This is a genomic window from Microcystis sp. M144S2, assembly GCF_020246065.1.
Lineage (GTDB): Bacteria > Cyanobacteriota > Cyanobacteriia > Cyanobacteriales > Microcystaceae > Microcystis > Microcystis ichthyoblabe_A.
The window spans coordinates 11819-29207 of sequence record NZ_JADBTR010000068.1 but is presented as its reverse complement, the minus strand read 5'-3'; the positions used below and the strand labels follow the sequence as shown (position 1 = coordinate 29207).

Here is a 17389-nt window from a genome sequence, read left to right as displayed (position 1 = left end):
TTCAAGACTCGGTTAACAATTTGTAATATTCCTTGTTGACACCCTTACTGACAAAGAAAAAACTGAAATCAAGTCAGGATAAGGGTTGGAGTGCTTACTGCAAAAATTGTTAAGAAAGATCCCTATAAGGGATAGCTTATCAAGGGGGGCAGGGGGGATCGAACCTAAAATCCATTGTTAATTTAATTATAACCAGCTACTTAGGATTTCAAGAGAATTGTCTAGGTAATTAGCTGAAGCCATCAGCCTGCGGCTATATTCAAGCGATAATAACTAGAAAAATGGAAAAACTGATAACTGATAACTGATAACTGATAGATTAAATTACCGTGCCGTCGGGAATAGTGGCATTTTTGAAAATAACCACGATGCCGCTGCGAACATAGAAACCTAAATCTTCGCGATTAGCTTCTTCCACACGATCTTTGTTAACAATTAAAACATTGGAACCAATGCGAGCATTTTTGTCCACAATTGCCCGACGAATAGTGGAACCAGGGCCAATACCCACGGGAATTTTGGCATTTCCGATCAGACTTTCCCGTTCGGGGAAAGACTCATAAAAGTCGGCTCCCATCAGCATTGTATCCTCGATCGTGCAGTCTTTGCCGACTCGACTACGAATACCTAAAATCGAGTGATGGATGCGACATTCTTTGAGAATACAACCTTCAGAAATCATCGATTCTGTCACCGTACAATTGAGCATTTTTGTCGGTGGCAGATAGCGAGAACGGGTATAGATGGGGGCTTTTTCGTCGTAGAAACTAAAGGCGGGATTGGGTTGTTGAGTCAGGGCGAGATTAGACTCATAAAAGGCTTCAATCGTCCCGATATCTTCCCAGTAACCCTTAAATAAATAAGCCTGAAGATTGTAGTCTTTAGCCGCCGAGGGAATAATTTCCTTGCCGAAATCGGTCTGTTCTTTATTGGCATCGAGCAGATCGATTAAAACATTCTTTTTAAAGACATAAATTCCCATGGAAGCGATGTAGGGACTTTGACGAGCTTGGTCGGGACTTAAGCCTAAAATCGTCGTATCTACCCGCATTCTTTCCAATTCTGCCCCTTTGGGTTTCTCATAAAAATCGACAATTCGCCCCGAATCATTGATTTTCATCACCCCAAAAGCGGAGGCCCGACGTTCATCGATGGGAACCACTGATAAAGTGATATCGGCGTTGGTTTCCCGATGGCGTTCGATGAACTTGCTGTAGTCCATGCGATAGAGATGATCTCCCGAGAGAATTAGATATTCATCGATATCCCAATCCTTCATCGTCCAGATGTATTGTCGTACTGCGTCGGCCGTGCCTTGGAACCATTGAGGATTTTCCATGGTTTGTTGAGCCGCCAAAACTTCCACGAAACCATCGCTAAAACCCGTAAAATTATAGGTACGATTGAGGTGACGATTGAGGGAAGCGGAATTAAATTGCGTCAACACATAGATTTTGTCAATCTGGGAGTTAATACAATTGCTGACGGGAATATCGATTAAGCGATATTTTCCCGCTAGGGGGACGGCAGGTTTTGCCCGCAGTTTCGTTAACGGATAAAGGCGAGTTCCGGCCCCGCCACCTAAGATAATAGCTAATACTTTTTTCACGCGCGTAACCCTCGCGATTGGCTGTTTCCTTCTCAAAGTAAGTGTAGGATGATAGCGCACCTTATTGATAGAGGGGAAACAAAAATCTAGATCCAAAAGTCATCAAGAGGGAATTGATCGGAGTCTTTGCGGATAAATTCGCTAAAATCATGAATTTCTGGGCTAAATCATTAATATTCACCTTTTTTCTTCCTTTACCTTACCTAATGCCCGCCACGGTGACTGGCGATCGCTGTTCTTGGTTAGCCCAAGGTTCCGATGTACAGACTTTCGGTAAACAAGGTCAAAGTGGGAAAGCTGGCAAGGTCGGCAGCCAAGGCAAAAATAGTGACAGTTTAACCCTTTTTCTCGATGGTTCTCCCCTAAAACTCGATATTTCAGGACAAAAAGGGGTTGATGGTGAAAATGGCGGCAATGGCAGCGATGGCAACTGTAGCGGTCAACCTAGCAACGTCACACGAAATCTTCAGGCGGCCGGTGGTGGTAACGGTGGCAATGGGGGTAATGGTGGTGATGGGGGCAATGGCGGCGCTTTAACCCTCTATGCTACTAATTTAGATTTTCTCCGACAAATAACGGTTAATGCGGCCGGAGGCGCTGGAGGTTTTGGGGGTCAGGGAGGCCAAGGAGGCAAGGGTTGTCGCTGTTCCCAACCTTTTTGGACAATTCAAACCTGTAGCGGTAGGCCGGGGGATGCCAATTATAGCTGTACCACCAGAGAATTTAGCTGTCAGGATGGTCTGGATGGGGCGACGGGTAATAGTGGTCGTAACGGTCGCGAGGGACGTTTAGGACAGTTAACTTTAATTCAAATTGATCGCCCTTTAACTGCCGATCAACCGAGCGCAACTGTTGCCCTTGCGGAGTTAAAAGAACGGGGTTATATTCTCTCTAAAAATAGTTGGGAAACTCGCACTGGGGCAATGTCTTTATTTTCTCCCGGTTCCCTGATCGATGATCAATATCGGATTTTATTAGATCGATCTGAACGTTCTTTTATTTTAATTTGGAATGCGCCCCAAGAGTTTAACCGGTTTGCTAATCAGCGTTTTACTTTAACCCTCGATGATCAAAAGGAAATGAAGGTAACTGTCCCCAGTGAATTGTGGATTGAGGGAACCACTCAAAAACGCAATAATGTTACGGAATTTGTCGTTTATAATGCTGTTTTTGAACGAGATGTCACCCAATTAGAAGCAAAAGGTATTACAGGAAATGGTACTGATTTAAGGCTTTTTCTCGAAGATAAAGCTTCCCAATCAAATTTAATCGGCACTAAATTTAAACTGCGTTATCGCGTCACTCGTTGGCAAGCAGATGACCTGCAAACCAGTCCCAGAACCGATTTTGTCACTCGCTATGAAGGAGATATGCCTGCTAATTTGGTTCGACAGGAGGGCAATCAATTTATTCTCGATATCGGTCAATTACCCTTACCCGTGGAATCTTTGCGATCGGGTACGGGGATAGAAATCGAGTTACTTGCTACTCGTTCTTTTGCTGGTTATTCCAAAGAACAAAAAATCGTCATCCGCGACACGATTAAAGGGGCAAATATCCCACGGAGATAAGTCAAAAAAGTCCCCTTCTCCTTTCTCTCGTGCAGTCTTAACCAGTAATTTAGATAGCCAACTTAAGTAGCTGGTTATAATTAAATTAAAAATAGATTTTAGGTTCGATCCCCCCTTAGTACTAGGGTTGATTCATAGTAGGGTTGATTCATGAATCAACCCTACCCTTAGTCCCCCCTTGATAAGGGTGGTGTCTGATAATTTTTAACGCCTACCTACTTACCAAAAAGCTTTAAAATATGTTGAGAGGAAGACCGGTTCTTCTCTGGGGAAACCCAGAGAATGCCGCGATCAGCGATCAATGGCTACCCTCAAGGAGAAAATCAAGGGAAAGATGGGCAATATTTTAAGTGTGGCGCCGATGATGGATTATACCGATCGCCATTTTCGCTATTTTTTGCGACAAATTAGCCGTCGTCCCCTTCTCTACACGGAAATGATCACGACGATGGCGATCAAACACGGCGATCGCTATAAGTTGCTGGGGTTCTCCCTAGCAGAAAAACCTCTAGCTTTGCAGTTAGGGGGTGATAATCCCTATATTTTGGCAGAATGTGCTAAAATAGCCGAATATATGGGTTATGACGAGGTAAATCTCAATGTGGGTTGTCCTAGTTCTAGGGTAAAAGAGGGCAATTTCGGCGCTTGTTTGATGGCTAACCCGGAATTAGTCGCTAGGGGAATATCGGCAATGAATCAAGCTGTATCGATTCCCGTGACTGTAAAACAGAGAATTGGTATTGATGATCAGGATAGTTACGAAAATATGGCGAATTTTGTCCGTATTGTCGCAGATGCGGGTTGTCAACGTTTTACCATCCATGCGCGGAAAGCTTGGTTACAGGGATTAAGTCCTAAGGAAAATCGCACTGTCCCCCCCCTGCGTTACGATGATGTTTATCGCCTAAAAAATCAGTTTCCCCATTTGTTTATTGAAATTAATGGCGGTATCATTAATTTAGAACAGGCTAGACAACATTTACAATTAGTAGATGCGGTCATGATCGGTCGGGCAGCCTACGATAATCCCTATTTATTTGCCACAGTCGATCGAGATTTTTATGGGGAATCGGTTACTCCTCCTACCCGGGAAGAAGTAATCAAAAAAATGCTTCCCTACGTCGATGAGTGGGTGAGTAAAGGTTATAAATTACACCAGATCAGCAAACATCTTTTACAGCTTTTTGCCGGTCAGCCCGGAACTAAAGCCTGGAAGCGTTATATTAGTGAAAATAGCCATTTTCCTGGGGCCGATTCTGGGGTAATCTGGCAAGCTTTAGAGCAGGTAAATTCCCTAAATGATCTGGCCAATTCCCATTAATTTATTTTCTTTTCTATGATTACCCAATCCTCAATTACTGCCGGGGTAAAAAATTCAGCTATGGCGGATTTTGTTTATCAACCTCCCCCGGCAGCTATCACAGCTAAACGTATTTTAATTAAACCTAATTTAGGTTATCCTGTGCCACCACCAGTAACGGTTAGTCTGCCGGTATTAAGTCAAGTTTTGCGGGGATTGAGGGGGGTAAATCCTGGGGCAGAAATCATCTTATTAGAGGGAGTTTGTTCTGCTATTTCTTTGAGAGAAATTATCGATATTTTGGGGGTAAAATCTATTCTCGATCCTGGAATAACTATTCTTGATGCTGATAGTTTAACCCAGCAAGAATATCCGAATCTTTCCCCTTTTCCTGTCCGGTTTCCCTCGATGTTTGCCCCTAAAATTATCGAAGAAGTGGATTGTCGGATCACGATTGGAACCTTAAAACGCACCCATTTAAAGGATAAACCCTTGATTTCTGCTTCTTTAAAAAATCTCTATGGACTCTTTCCCCGTAGTCATTATAAAGCCCGTAGTCCCAACTCGCGGGGGCAATTACATCGCCCCTCCGTACCGCTAATTTTACAGGATGTTTATTTTTGTATCGGTCATCTTTTTGATGGGGCAGTGGTGGACGCTAATCTTAAATATTTTAGTAGTAATTGGCGACCGGATCGAGGAAAATCTATTCCTCTGGGTCAAGTATTTTGGGGTGATGATATGATTAGCGTGGATCGCAGTGCTTGCCTGTTGGGTGATGAACCGATGCCGAGTTATTTAGATGCGATCGATTTGCTTCGTTCTCAACTTTTAAACGAAACCAATTAAAGTTAATAATTTTTGGCTAAAATAGGCAAACACTTGTATTAAATAAGCTCTGGCTTATTATTTCTACTGCAAAGCCTTCCACTCCTAGGCTGACATGACGGTATTTTATACTAAATCCTGTTTAAAAAATATACAGGAGAGTGGGGATCACCGGAGCGGAGGGGGAAACAGTCTATAACTGGGTTTTTACGGAAGCGAGCGAGGTAGGGTTTGACATTCTCCAAGATTACCCCATTGTCGAGTGAACTGCTCTTTAGGTTGCCCAAAACCCCCCCCTCGGTGAGCGGTTATGCGTCTATCCAGATGCTGCCGTCTTCGATGCGAAGGGGATAAACGGGTAAAGCTTGGGGTTGAGAAACTGCCGCCATCGCTTTGTTAACCACAGGGGGCCAGGTAATCCAGTCTTTGACAGCACCACTACAGAGATCAAAAGAACTACGATGCCAGGGACAAACGATCGCGCCGTCTTCGGTAATTTTGCCCTTCGTCATCGATAATTTTAAATGAGGACAACGATTACCGACGGCGTGGAATTGACCGTTATTGTTAATCAACAGAATGGAATTTTCCCCCACTTTTACCACTTGACGGGCGCCGGGGGCAAGGGAATCTACAGATAATACTTTTGTCCAACTCATATTTTTATTTAACTAAGGGAGAGATCGAGAATCGTTTCGGGGTAATTTTGGGCAATAATATCCTGTTTAGCCCATTGTTGGTAATCTTGCAACAATTGACTCATTAAACGCTGTTTAATCCGCAATAAAACCCCTTTTAAGAGACTATTACCGGCGATTTCTAACAGCGGACGCGGGGTTAACCATAATGGTGGTGGTAAGGCGACTTTCACCTCAAGATTGGCTTTCCCCGCTAGATAGGTTTGATTATTTTTTTCCACAGGAGCGAGTTTGCCTTGAACATTGAGGCTAAAGCGATCGTTGATATAATCAATACCTTTGATCTGACAGTCTTCTGATTGCAAAAATATCGTCCCCTCAGAGGTGGCCCAGACATTAAGAATAACCGTGGGCTGAAAATAGTACATATTCAAGAAGTTTAGGGGACGCATTTTTAGGCGAAACCGATTCTCAGACAGGTGTTCTGTTAAGCTAGTCTCAACGATAGCCTGTACTAATCTTTGCGGTTGACGCAGATAATGCTGAATCGGTATGGTTTGTTCAGCAACAACAATTTCTAGGGATTCGGCAGCGGTAAAAGTTACTTCCATACGTTGGTTATCTTAAATTTGTCTCCCTTCTTAATTTTACTTTACAAAACTTATACTTTTCGACGGTCCAGATGTAGAAATTTTACCGCTAAGAGGGGACACAAACCAGATTTTTGCCCAAAGTTGGGCTTTTTTCAGTGATCAGTGATCAGTGGGGGGTTTTAAGTCAAGAGTGGGGGGGAGCGGGCAGCAATTCTCATTTTAAGGTTTCATGACATTAAAACCCTTGCACCTAGAGGGGTTAATAATTCTTAACGAATCTCTAGATCGCTGAAACAACGCAAAATCGTTTCAAAATGAGAATTGCTGCCCCAACTAGGCCCACAAGAGCGGCATCGCACTTTAACCCACAACTTCAATCAATGGGCATGGTGCGTTCCCCAAAATCGATCGCTGGAGCAGTGGGACTTGCATTAGGGAACGCACCCTACAAGATCGGCGATCGCACTATTGTATTTAGATTGTAAGACGGATTCGATGGTGGGTGCTGTTATGGTGAGTTTTAACTAGCTGCTTATGGCTGATTGTCTCAGTCAAGGGGACAATTTGCTAACTGGGAGGGCGAGTTTCTAACGTAGTAGGTTTTCTTTTCTACAATCGTATAGCACCACTCAGATTAGTCTTCTTTACTCATAAGTCAACTCCGTTGCTTATTTCTGATCGATTCTTAGGAAAGATGTATAAGCATTGCCAAACCATCCTAAAACCATGTAGAAAACATTATTGATATAGTCAGGCACTTTTTCACTTCTATAAAAAACAGCATAAATAAACATAGTTAAACCAAAAAAAACTAAGATTGTCGCTAAAATCCAATTAGTTGTTAAAATTAGCTTAGTGGTTGCTAGATCTTTAGAAGATGGACGCTTAGATGGGTTTTGAGGAGCTTCACCCAATTCTTCAAGAGGAATAGTTTCATAAGAATTAGTTTCAATCTTACCGAGAAAAGTATAGTTAAGAAAGCGCACAATCTTCTTCATCACAATTAAACCCCCATTTTTGTCTTGGTGCATTAAACACGACTTTATTCTGATTTAAAATGTCTCTACCAATGGCAGCATATTCTTTACTGGGAATTGATACGACTTCAATCTCACCCTGAAAATCTATCTGGTTTGTAGTATCAATTACTCTAAGGTATATTAGATATGTTAGCAGTTCACCAGACTGATCATTAGCCATTCTGAATGACTTTTTTCCAAAAGGATATAGAGGACTTATCCTTGCTAACTCTTGAATAATTTTTCCAGGAACAACAGTCATTACTGCACCAGTGTCAATAATAGCTGGAATGGGAAGACGAATAATAGATTCGTCTGAGGGATGAGAAACTACAATCTTAGCTTCTGGACATAGTGGATATAGAGCACTTGGTGATTGGAGATTACCGTATTTGTACATAGTCTTTATCCTTTATTCAAATTTGTAGAATATATCTAAAGAACTTGGTAAGTCAATCACGACATCTGCTTCGTCTGTCAGGATACTTGTCTTTTTAACAACTTTTTGAACTTTTGTAAATAATTTTAGTTGTGATTTTTCGGGATACTTCTCCCTTATGAATTTCAGCAGTTCTTGTTCATCTATAATTTCTGGAAAAACTTGCTCGCCACCTACAAAAGCAACATACTTGCTTTCATATTTTGCCAACCAATCCCTATCTGATTGACATTTTTCGTATGCTTCAAAATTGCTATCCATATCTGAAAGTAATTTTTTATCATTAGGTATAGATAATGTAGCACTTGTATTTTTTGCCGATAGTTGTTCAAGTTCAAGTTTTTGTCGATCTCTTTCTAATTCTAACTTTTCTTTTTCAGGCAGTTCAATAGATATAAGTTTTTGTCGATCTCTTTCTAATTCTAACTTTTCTTTTTCAAGCAGTTCAATAAATATATTTCGATACTCATCATCACTATTCTTAATTTTATTCTGTATTTCATCAATGAGTTGCCGTAGGGATTTGATAAAATCAGCAGCAATCCTACAGGCACCTTCTTTTAATTTAGTTCCTTTCTCTTTATAAGCTACCAAGTTTTTGTCTATTTTACGCGCTTGTCTTTCATACTTAGGATATGCTGACCACATTACTACACGAATGTTTTCATCTATTGCTTTGAGTTTTGTTAAAGCATCTAAACCTTCAGCGGGATTGTTCCCAATTTTATTATCAAGAATATAAATTCCCGCTTCTTTATTTCTGGCATACGCAGCAACTTCATCACTGTTTCTTGCCATTTTGACTGTCCAGCCTAATTTCCCTTCTATAACCTCTTTGATAGCCTCCTCTGCTGCTGGGCTATCCTCCATTACTACAACTTCTTTTTTCAAGACTGCCTTGCACATAGATCGATTATCAAATATTGCTGCTGACATTTTAATTCTCCTTTTGTTGTGTTTTTACATTATGGATCAACTTTGATACCATTTGAGCGGAATATTTACAAAAAATGTGGTTCCCTTGCCAACGGTGGAGTCGTAGTATATTTTACCACCATGTTCGCGCAGGATTTCACTGACGACATACAGCCCCATGCCTGTACCTCCTTCAGATTTGCGAGTCGAAAATCCTTTTTTGAAAACTTCATCTTTGATTTCATTGGGTATGCCTGATCCATTGTCTTCAATGCTAATCTGTATATATTCTATACCATCAGATGTCACAATGAAAGTTTTGATGAAAATCTTTGCTTTTTTGGGCTTGGCTTTTTCAATAGCTTCTATCGCATTGGCAATTAAGTTATGGATGATTTGCTTAAATTTCGTTTCGTCAACCTCAATGATTGGTATGGTTTTGTCTGGTATAATTACAACTTCAATGTCTCTGGAAGCCAAATCAAAAAACTTGGCAGCCTTTCTTACTAAGTCATTGATATCGATAGCGGTAGGAACGCTAGATTCTGATTCAAATTCAGATCTTATACCTTCTATACGCCTGTCTATCCATTCTATTTGCTCACTAACAATTCGCTCTTTTTCTCTATTACTTTTGCCACTATCACTCAACAGTTTTTGTAGGTTATAAGAGATGTCAATTAATTCATTCTTATATTCGTGAAGGAAGCTCTTTAAATTAGTGTCAAATCCTTGAGCATAAACCTTATTGTGGAATTCACGCTTTTCATTTTCTAATTCTATTCTTTCTTTAGATAACTCTTCTTTGTACTGAACTATGTATATAATCGCAGCCGTCAAAAATGATATGGTCCTCAAAAATGATTTATCGCTATCAGAAAATTCATGCTTGTAGCCAGTATAAACAGAGATATTGCCAACAACATTATCTTCAATTGAAAGTGGTACACACGCATGAGATTTTAAGCTATTTTTTTCTATCCATGTTTTATTAAAATATGGTTTTTTGTAGTTTTCAATATCATTGATATACTCGGCAGTGTTGGTTTTAAATACTTGTCCTACAATGCCATCTCCCACTTTTACTGGCTTATTGTCGCGTTCTCCACAAATGTCATTTGTTGTAGATATTTTGACGATTTCTAATTCATTGTTTTTATTCTTGATACGCAAGATACAAACCTTATAAGGAGTCAGGTCTGAAACCAGATCGTCGGCAATTGATTCTAGTATTTTTGTAAATTCATTTTGATTGAATTTATGCTCCGCTCCTAAAGATATAATTTCTTGAGTGATTTTATTATATTCTTCTAGATTTTTCCTTCTACCAAAATCTGATATGATCTTAGAAACAGTGGTGCTAATTAGCATTAACCAGGATAAATCTTCATTTTGGAATCCATTGCTGTCACTTTTATTTAACACTTCTAATGTACCAAAAGTTCTATTCAAGCCATTGAGAGGAACTGAAATACCGCACCTTAAATATCCTAAAGTATCCTGATATTCTTTGCCATACTTCATATCTGGAAAATCTCTCATAATATTATTAGAATATTGTGGTTCTCCATAAGTTGAATCCAATAAATCTAAGCCAGTAGGAGGTACTGCCTTTCCAGAAAAACTTTCGTCAGGTTTGTAAGTTTCGTCAGCCAGCCATGACGCAGGGAGAGGATTACCCTCTCTATCAACGCCATCAATACCAAAGCGTTTGAGGACACCATCCTTAGAAAAAAGAAAAATCGATGCCACTTGCACGTTTAATTTCTCGCGCACTTCTTGCAGTGCTACCTGTATGGCTTCTTCCTGACTCTTACAGCGGATGAGAGTCTTGCTGACTTGATTGAGACTGCGAAGCTGTATTAGTATCTGTTCTCTCTCCATAACCAGCGCCTCACTACTACTCTGTAAATGGCCACAATTTTAAATTCCGGATTTCGGATTGTCAGCGGTAACTTTACAAAAGTTTACGGTAGGGTTTCATACATTATAACTTCGTCCATTGCATCACATAAACCGAAGAACCTGAATTGGGGTGATGGGGTGATGGGAAGTGTCGTGAAGTGAAGGCAAAAAGACAAACAGCCTCTACAATGATAAAAGGTGAGACCTCTAGGGAATGCAAAATAATTATCATGAAGCCAAGAGACCTAATTAAAGTCTTAATTGCTGACGATCAAGAGTTAACCTGTTTAGGACTCAAGATTTTAATTTCCCAGCAGCAGGATTGTCAGGTGGTGGGAATTGCGGTTAATGGTCAACAGGCGATCAACTTGGCGAAAAGTTGTCAACCAGATGTAATTATTTTAGATATACAGATGCCTGTCTTAGATGGACACAGCGCCGCTATTCAAATCAAACAATTCGACCCTTATATTCGCATTATCGCCTATAGTTCCTTGCCAAAGCTTCCAATGGAAAAAAATAATCAAAGTATAGCTTTTGACCTATACTGCTCTAAAGATATATCTTCCCAAGCTCTGATCAAAGCGATCGATGACTTGGGAAAATTAGCACAATCGGACAAACATCAATCCCGTCGAGTCGGATAGTTAACTAAGTTTTTCTTCAGGAAAAGTTGCTTGAAACTCATCGAGTAATTCATCCAACTCCTCAAGAGCTTGATTAACATCTAATCTCAGGCCGCCAATGTCGGGTTTATCGCGCAATTGCAGTAAATAATCGCGTTTATTAGCCATTTGTTGCACTTTATCGATCAAGCTGGTTTTATCCATAATTCACCCTCTGGTACTGACTGCGATTATATCTCAGTCAGCCCGTATCAGTGGATCTGCTCCAAAAATCAAAAATCTTCTCTTGGGTGAGGAGACAGGAGGTTCCCAGGCTCTCTTGGGTTTGGTGGGTAAAATGTGTTCTAAGATATAGTCTGGCGAGCAAGTGGAATGAACCACAGAGACACAAAGGACACAAAGATCGCTCCTATGCAAGTTAAACTGATCACACAAAGAATAAGAGAGCCACTCCGACAGAGGAGGATAAAAAAGACAAGAGACAGCTAACTGATAACTGATAACTGATAACTGATAACTGATTTTCCTATGTCTCCTCTAGATTCTCATTGCACAGAAATAACTACCGTTGCCGATCCTATTTATCTAGAAATCTTTAAAAATCTCTATCAATTTATTGCCGAAGAAATGGGGATTACTCTCCAAAATACGGCAGCAAGTGTCAATATTAAAGAACGTCTAGACTTCTCCTGTGCTATCTTTGATGAGGTAGGAAATTTAATCGCCAATGCTCCTCATATTCCCGTCCATTTAGGTTCTATGGCCGATAGTGTCAAAAGCTTAATTCAGGATAAAGGTGAGACGATTCGTCCAGGGAATGTTTATCTGGCTAATAATCCTTATAATGGCGGTACTCACCTGCCAGATGTCACAGTAATTAGTCCTATTTTTGACCGCCAAAATCAGGAAATATTATTTTATCTTGCCTCCCGGGGACATCAAGCTGATATCGGTGGAATTACCCCCGGTTCTATGCCTCCCCATTCTGTCCATATTAGCGAAGAAGGAATTTTATTCGATAATTTTTTGCTGGTAGCAGCGGGACAGTTTCGGGAACAAGAATTAATTAATCACTTAACTAATAGTCCTTTTCCTGCACGCAATATCGCCCAAAATATTGCCGATTTTCAGGCACAAATAGCCGCTAATGCCAAGGGGGAAAGAGAATTACATAATATGGTTGAGCGCTACGGATTAGCTATGGTTAAAGCCTATCAACAGTTCGTTCAAGATAATGCGGAATTAGCGGTTAGAAAAGCTATATCTGTCTTAAAAGATGGTGAATTTACTTATTATCTGGATAACGGTGCTGTCATCAAGGTCAAGATCACCATAGATATTGATAATTGTCAAGCAACCATCGATTTTACTGGCACATCTGACCAGTTAAATAATAATTTTAATGCACCCCTAGCAGTGACAAGAGCGGCGGTTTTATACGTTTTTCGTACCCTTGTGGAGGAGGCAATTCCTTTAAATGCTGGCTGTTTCAAACCCCTCCATTTAATTATCCCATCTGGCTGTTTTCTTAATCCCGTTTATCCAGCGGCCGTAGTAGCTGGAAATGTGGAAACTTCCCAGGCCATAGTTAATGCTTTATACGGTGCTTTAGGCATTCAGGCAGCCAGTCAAGGAACGATGAATAATTTCACTTTTGGCAATCAAGAATATCAATATTATGAGACTATTTGTGGCGGTTCTGGTGCGGGAGCAAATTTTGCGGGAACTGCTGCCGTACAAACCCAGATGACTAATTCCCGTCTCACCGATCCAGAAGTATTAGAAATGCGCTATCCTGTGTTAGTGGAAAGTTTTAGCATTCGCCACGATAGTGGCGGTAAGGGACAATATTCTGGAGGTGATGGTGTGATTAGAAGAATTAAATTTCAAGAGTCCATGACTGCTAATATTTTATCGGGTAATCGCCAGATTCCCCCCTTTGGACTAGCGGGAGGAAAAGCAGGTAAAATAGGACGTAATGCCGTGGAAAGAAACGATGGAACTATTGAAGAATTGCCCGGTACTGCGACTGTAGAAATGAACCCCGGTGATATTTTTATTATTGAAACCCCCGGCGGTGGTGGCTATGGAAATTGTTGAACGATAACTTTAATTTTAATTAAGTACCTAAGCAAAATTAAGTAAGTGGTTATAATTAAATTAGAGATAGATCCCCCCTTAATCCCCCCTTAATAAGGGGGGTGTCTGACGATTTACTGATTAAATCATGACAATTATCTTAGCGATCGAAACCAGTTGCGATGAAACGGCTGTGGCTATTGTTAACAATAACCAGGTGTTGAGTAGTGTGGTTTCCTCTCAAATTGATCTCCATCGTCTCTATGGCGGTGTTGTGCCGGAAATGGCCTCCCGACAACACCTAGAAACCATTAATTTTTGTCTAGAAAAAGCTTGGCAAGAAACGGGTTTAACTTGGTCAGAAATTGATGGAATAGCCGCCACAGTTGCCCCCGGTTTAGTAGGTGCTTTAATGGTGGGAATGACGGCAGCCAAAACCCTCGCTATTGTCCACGATAAACCCTTTATCGGCATTCATCATCTCGAAGGTCATATCTATGCTTCCTATCTCGCTGAACCCGATCTTAAACCACCTTTTTTATCTCTTTTAGTCTCTGGGGGTCATACCAGTTTAATCCATGTGCAGGCCTGCGGTAAATATCAACAATTAGGAACCACTAGAGATGATGCAGCTGGAGAAGCTTTTGATAAAGTGGCACGATTATTAAACTTAAGTTATCCTGGTGGTCCGATAATTGATCGCATTGCTAAAGATGGTAATCCCCAAGCTTTTCCCTTACCTGAAGGTAAAATATCTTTACCAACCGGCGGTTTTCATGCCTACGATTCCAGTTTTAGCGGTTTAAAAACTGCCGTTTTGCGCTTAGTAGAGAAATTCGAGCCAGATAATTTACCCGTAGCTGATATAGCCGCTAGTTTTCAAGATACGGTAGCCAGAAGTTTAACCCGTCGGACAATCAATTGTGCCTTAGATTATGGCTTAAAAACTATCGCGATCGGGGGAGGAGTAGCTGCTAATAGTGCCTTAAGAAATCATCTGGAAACTGCCGCCAAAAATCATGATTTAACCGTCTATTTTCCGCCACTTAAACTCTGTACAGATAACGCCGCTATGATTGCTCGCGCTGCTGTTGATCATTATGATCTGGGTCATTTTTCTGACCTTTCTCTCGGTGTTCGTTCCCGTTTACCTTTAAGCGAAGTTATGCAATTATATAATACGTCAGATTTTTAGATATCAGCCGTCAGTATTCAGAATTGAGGAGATTGCTTTTATCTATTCTCCCCATCACCCCATCACCCCACCACCCCACTTCATAATTCATAATTCATAATTCATAATTTATAATGTTTGGCTTTTTAAATCTCAATAAACCCCCCGATTGGACTTCTCATGATTGTGTGGCCAAAGTCCGAAAAATTCTTAAGACTAAACGAGTCGGCCATGGCGGAACTTTAGATCCTATGGCCACGGGAGTTTTACCGATCGCCGTCGGGTCTGCCACCCGATTACTGCCCTATTTACCCGAAAATAAGGCTTATCGGGCAAAAATCCAGTTAGGACTCAGCACCGATACCGATGATATTACGGGAAAAGCGATCGCCACTTGTCCCTGGCCCGATTTAACTTTAGAGGCAGTTAAACCCCATTTAGCGGAATTTATTGGCAATATTGCCCAGATTCCGCCGATGTATAGTGCTATTCAAAAGGATGGTCGCCGTCTCTACGAATTGGCACGCAAAGGGGAAATAATCGCAGTGGAGCCTCGTCAGGTCAAAATTGACCAAATTACGGTTTTAGGCTGGTTAGAGGGCGAATTTCCACAAATAGAGCTAGATATTCACTGTGGATCGGGGACTTATATCCGTTCCCTGGCCAGAGATTTGGGGAAGGTGTTAGCTGTCGGTGGCACTTTAGCCGGTTTAACTCGCACGGAAAGCTGTGGTTTTCAATTAGCTGATAGTATTAATCTCGAAGCTTTAATGGCTAATTCCGAGGCTTTAATTTCGCCTCGCATTGCCTTGGCACATCTAGACTGGATTTCTTTGACATCAGAAAGAGTTATCGATTGGTTTCACGGCAGAAAAATTAATCTCACCGATACAAATGTTATGATTGGTTCTCTGGTTGCCGTGGAGTCTTTAGAAGCTCAATTTATCGGCATTGCTGAGATAGTTGTCAGAGAAGATGAATACTACCTACAGCCTAAAATAGTTATTCAGCAATAGGGTTAATAATAAACACTTTTTCTATATCTTAAGTATGCTTATCTGGACAAACTAAGCTTTTTTATCAACAGTATAAACCCACTGATTATGATTTTTTTTGGCCACGATTTTTTTAGAAGCGACCAAAGATTTTAGACAAAGATTGAGCATAGAAACGGGACGATTTAAGCGCTCACTCAATTCTTGAACTGTGATTCCTTGGGGATAAAATTGCATAAGTTCAAAAATTTGTGCGCTAGTATTTAGTCCTTTTGTCGGACTAATAATCTTGATAGCCAAGGCTAGTAATCGGGAGAAACGACAGGCCATTAGACCCTTGTTTGTCGCTGCTTTGTTCCGATAGATCTAGCCTTTTTTTCGAGAAGTTATTAGGGTTTAAAATGCTAATAAAACCTTGACGGAAATAGAGATTAATTTGTTCCCATAATCTCTTGAATAGCAGATAAAAGACGATCGATTTCCTCATCAGTGCCGATAGAAATCCGCACATAATTCTGAATGCGAGGATGTTTAAAATATCGCACTAATATCTGACGCTCTTTGAGTTGATTATATAACTCACTGGCACTAATCTGGGGGGGAGAAGCGAGGATAAAATTAGCTTCCGAGTCAAAAACAATAAATCCCAACTCGCGCAAAGAAGTAATTAAACGGCCGCGGGTTTGACGGACTTTTTGCCAAACTTGCTCAAAATAATTATGGTGTTTTAAAGCTGCTGTGGCTAAAGTTTGAGCGATGCGATCTAAATTATAGGAATCACGCACCTTATCCATCTGTTCGATAATTGCCCTGGAAGCAAAACCGAAACCGACTCTTAACCCCGCTAAACTATAACTTTTCGACATAGTGCGACTAATGATGACATTATCGTAACGGGAGAGAAAATCGAGATGATTGTCATCACTAAAATCCACATAAGCTTCATCAATTAATACCACTCCCGACGCATTAGCACAGGTTGCTTCTAAATAGTCGCGATCAAGATGTTTACCGAGGGGAGGATTAGGAGAAGCCAGAAAAATTAATTTCGCTTCCGGACAAATAATCGGTCCTTCCAATGCAAATTTATCATTAGTGGGAAATTCGATAATATTTGCCCCGTGTACCCGGGCAATTGTCTCGTAAAGGGAATAGGTTAAATCTAAAAAAGCGACACTTTCGCCAGGGTTAACAAAAGTTCGCAGGGCGATATTAAGGATATCATCGGAGCCATTACCCGCGATTATCTGATCGGCTGTTATGCCGTATAATTCCGCCGCCGTTTGCCGTAACTCTTTGGAGATAGGATCGGGATAGAGTCGGACTTTCTCTAATTGCTCTGGCAGGTGGGCAAAAATTTCCGCCGGTGGGGGATAGGGATTCTCATTGGTGTTAAGTTTGGTAAATCCCGCGCTTTGGGGCTGTTCTCCCGGAGTGTAAGCGGGGGTTTGACGAACACAATCGCGTGTAGGTAGCATGGACTCTCTGGGGCGGCAATTTCTAGCAAGCTTTCTATTGTAACAAATCCTCGCCGATGATCGGGGGTTGAATAGATGTCAACCCCCAATGGTAAAACTAATTAGGGTTGGCTGAATAAATCTAAAAACCTTGTTGGATAATATCTTTAGGCTTTTTTGAAATCAAAAAGTGCCAGCGATTGGAGTGATTGGGGGGAAAATTCAGGGACTTTTTCCCTAA

The 17389-nt window shown here is 40.9% G+C and carries 17 protein-coding genes; 7 read left to right on the top strand and 10 right to left on the bottom strand.

Features of this window, described 5'->3' with window-relative positions:
• Positions 1 to 319: 319 nt before the first annotated feature.
• On the bottom strand, positions 320 to 1609 hold the full coding sequence (locus IM462_RS09285; protein WP_002784562.1) for a glucose-1-phosphate adenylyltransferase: 1290 nt from the start codon (positions 1607 to 1609) through the stop codon (positions 320 to 322).
• Positions 1610 to 1815: 206 nt separating this feature from the next.
• Here IM462_RS09285 and IM462_RS09280 point away from each other — a divergent pair, with 206 nt between their 5' ends.
• From IM462_RS09280 to IM462_RS09270, 3 genes are all read left to right on the top strand, one after another.
• On the top strand, positions 1816 to 3180 hold the full coding sequence (locus IM462_RS09280) for a collagen-like protein (protein WP_287701110.1): 1365 nt from the start codon (positions 1816 to 1818) through the stop codon (positions 3178 to 3180).
• Positions 3181 to 3514: 334 nt separating this feature from the next.
• Positions 3515 to 4501 carry a tRNA dihydrouridine(20/20a) synthase DusA gene (gene dusA, locus IM462_RS09275; RefSeq protein WP_287701108.1) on the top strand — a complete coding sequence of 329 codons (987 nt, stop codon included), beginning with the start codon at positions 3515 to 3517 and terminating at the stop codon, positions 4499 to 4501.
• Positions 4502 to 4516: 15 nt separating this feature from the next.
• Positions 4517 to 5329: a DUF362 domain-containing protein gene (locus tag IM462_RS09270; protein ID WP_002776799.1), complete on the top strand. Its 813-nt coding sequence runs from the start codon at positions 4517 to 4519 to the stop codon at positions 5327 to 5329.
• A 287-nt stretch (positions 5330 to 5616) separates the two neighbouring features.
• Here IM462_RS09270 and IM462_RS09265 read toward each other — a convergent pair whose 3' ends face one another.
• From IM462_RS09265 to IM462_RS09240, 6 genes are all read right to left on the bottom strand, one after another.
• Positions 5617 to 5967, bottom strand: a complete 351-nt coding sequence (locus IM462_RS09265; RefSeq protein WP_002731942.1) for a Rieske (2Fe-2S) protein — start codon at positions 5965 to 5967, stop codon at positions 5617 to 5619.
• 8 nt (positions 5968 to 5975) lie between these two features.
• Positions 5976 to 6557 carry a DUF1997 domain-containing protein gene (locus IM462_RS09260; RefSeq protein WP_002793930.1) on the bottom strand — a complete coding sequence of 194 codons (582 nt, stop codon included), beginning with the start codon at positions 6555 to 6557 and terminating at the stop codon, positions 5976 to 5978.
• 650 nt (positions 6558 to 7207) lie between these two features.
• A complete protein-coding gene (locus IM462_RS09255; protein ID WP_287701106.1) occupies positions 7208 to 7540 on the bottom strand; it encodes a hypothetical protein in 333 nt (110 codons plus the stop codon).
• Positions 7512 to 7958, bottom strand: a complete 447-nt coding sequence (locus IM462_RS09250) for a pepsin/retropepsin-like aspartic protease family protein (protein WP_287701105.1) — start codon at positions 7956 to 7958, stop codon at positions 7512 to 7514. The genes IM462_RS09255 and IM462_RS09250 overlap by 29 nt, the downstream gene beginning before the upstream one ends.
• 12 nt (positions 7959 to 7970) lie before the next feature.
• The gene (locus tag IM462_RS09245) at positions 7971 to 8933 is read right to left on the bottom strand and encodes a response regulator (protein WP_287701103.1); all 963 of its coding nucleotides are present in this window, start codon (positions 8931 to 8933) and stop codon (positions 7971 to 7973) included.
• 36 nt (positions 8934 to 8969) lie between these two features.
• Positions 8970 to 10796 (bottom strand): ATP-binding protein, encoded by a 1827-nt coding sequence (locus IM462_RS09240; RefSeq protein WP_287701101.1) that lies wholly within the window; start codon positions 10794 to 10796, stop codon positions 8970 to 8972.
• A 209-nt stretch (positions 10797 to 11005) separates the two neighbouring features.
• Between IM462_RS09240 and IM462_RS09235 the strand changes: the two genes are divergently transcribed.
• Positions 11006 to 11464 (top strand): response regulator, encoded by a 459-nt coding sequence (locus tag IM462_RS09235; protein ID WP_353737349.1) that lies wholly within the window; start codon positions 11006 to 11008, stop codon positions 11462 to 11464.
• On the opposite strand, the gene IM462_RS09230 is transcribed toward IM462_RS09235, so the two are convergent.
• Complete coding sequence (locus IM462_RS09230; protein WP_002763844.1) at positions 11465 to 11647, bottom strand: hypothetical protein; 183 nt, start codon at positions 11645 to 11647, stop codon at positions 11465 to 11467.
• 324 nt (positions 11648 to 11971) lie between these two features.
• Between IM462_RS09230 and IM462_RS09225 the strand changes: the two genes are divergently transcribed.
• The 3 genes from IM462_RS09225 (at position 11972) to truB (ending at position 15712) form a co-directional block, all read left to right on the top strand.
• Positions 11972 to 13543: a hydantoinase B/oxoprolinase family protein gene (locus tag IM462_RS09225; RefSeq protein WP_287701097.1), complete on the top strand. Its 1572-nt coding sequence runs from the start codon at positions 11972 to 11974 to the stop codon at positions 13541 to 13543.
• 127 nt (positions 13544 to 13670) lie between these two features.
• A complete protein-coding gene (gene tsaD, locus IM462_RS09220) occupies positions 13671 to 14717 on the top strand; it encodes a tRNA (adenosine(37)-N6)-threonylcarbamoyltransferase complex transferase subunit TsaD (protein ID WP_287701095.1) in 1047 nt (348 codons plus the stop codon).
• A gap of 113 nt (positions 14718 to 14830) precedes the next feature.
• Positions 14831 to 15712 (top strand): tRNA pseudouridine(55) synthase TruB, encoded by an 882-nt coding sequence (gene truB, locus IM462_RS09215; protein WP_287701093.1) that lies wholly within the window; start codon positions 14831 to 14833, stop codon positions 15710 to 15712.
• Positions 15713 to 15763: 51 nt separating this feature from the next.
• Here the strand turns inward: truB and IM462_RS09210 are convergent, their stop codons facing one another.
• Positions 15764 to 16021, bottom strand: a complete 258-nt coding sequence (locus IM462_RS09210; protein WP_287701091.1) for a winged helix-turn-helix domain-containing protein — start codon at positions 16019 to 16021, stop codon at positions 15764 to 15766.
• 101 nt (positions 16022 to 16122) lie between these two features.
• Positions 16123 to 17169, bottom strand: a complete 1047-nt coding sequence (gene hisC / locus IM462_RS09205; RefSeq protein WP_287701089.1) for a histidinol-phosphate transaminase — start codon at positions 17167 to 17169, stop codon at positions 16123 to 16125.
• Positions 17170 to 17389: the final 220 nt, after the last annotated feature.

What these genes read in the sequence shown, in the direction of transcription:
- IM462_RS09280 (WP_287701110.1), top strand. Translation starts at nt 1,816, where the DNA reads ATGCCCGCCACGGTGACTGGCGATCGCTGTTCTTGGTTAGCCCAAGGT.
- dusA (WP_287701108.1), top strand. Translation starts at nt 3,515, where the DNA reads ATGGGCAATATTTTAAGTGTGGCGCCGATGATGGATTATACCGATCGC.
- IM462_RS09270 (WP_002776799.1), top strand. Translation starts at nt 4,517, where the DNA reads ATGATTACCCAATCCTCAATTACTGCCGGGGTAAAAAATTCAGCTATG.
- IM462_RS09265 (WP_002731942.1), bottom strand. Translation starts at nt 5,967, where the DNA reads ATGAGTTGGACAAAAGTATTATCTGTAGATTCCCTTGCCCCCGGCGCC.
- IM462_RS09260 (WP_002793930.1), bottom strand. Translation starts at nt 6,557, where the DNA reads ATGGAAGTAACTTTTACCGCTGCCGAATCCCTAGAAATTGTTGTTGCT.
- IM462_RS09250 (WP_287701105.1), bottom strand. Translation starts at nt 7,958, where the DNA reads ATGTACAAATACGGTAATCTCCAATCACCAAGTGCTCTATATCCACTA.
- IM462_RS09245 (WP_287701103.1), bottom strand. Translation starts at nt 8,933, where the DNA reads ATGTCAGCAGCAATATTTGATAATCGATCTATGTGCAAGGCAGTCTTG.
- IM462_RS09240 (WP_287701101.1), bottom strand. Translation starts at nt 10,796, where the DNA reads ATGGAGAGAGAACAGATACTAATACAGCTTCGCAGTCTCAATCAAGTC.
- IM462_RS09235 (WP_353737349.1), top strand. Translation starts at nt 11,006, where the DNA reads ATGATAAAAGGTGAGACCTCTAGGGAATGCAAAATAATTATCATGAAG.
- IM462_RS09230 (WP_002763844.1), bottom strand. Translation starts at nt 11,647, where the DNA reads ATGGATAAAACCAGCTTGATCGATAAAGTGCAACAAATGGCTAATAAA.
- IM462_RS09225 (WP_287701097.1), top strand. Translation starts at nt 11,972, where the DNA reads ATGTCTCCTCTAGATTCTCATTGCACAGAAATAACTACCGTTGCCGAT.
- tsaD (WP_287701095.1), top strand. Translation starts at nt 13,671, where the DNA reads ATGACAATTATCTTAGCGATCGAAACCAGTTGCGATGAAACGGCTGTG.
- truB (WP_287701093.1), top strand. Translation starts at nt 14,831, where the DNA reads ATGTTTGGCTTTTTAAATCTCAATAAACCCCCCGATTGGACTTCTCAT.
- IM462_RS09210 (WP_287701091.1), bottom strand. Translation starts at nt 16,021, where the DNA reads ATGGCCTGTCGTTTCTCCCGATTACTAGCCTTGGCTATCAAGATTATT.
- hisC (WP_287701089.1), bottom strand. Translation starts at nt 17,169, where the DNA reads ATGCTACCTACACGCGATTGTGTTCGTCAAACCCCCGCTTACACTCCG.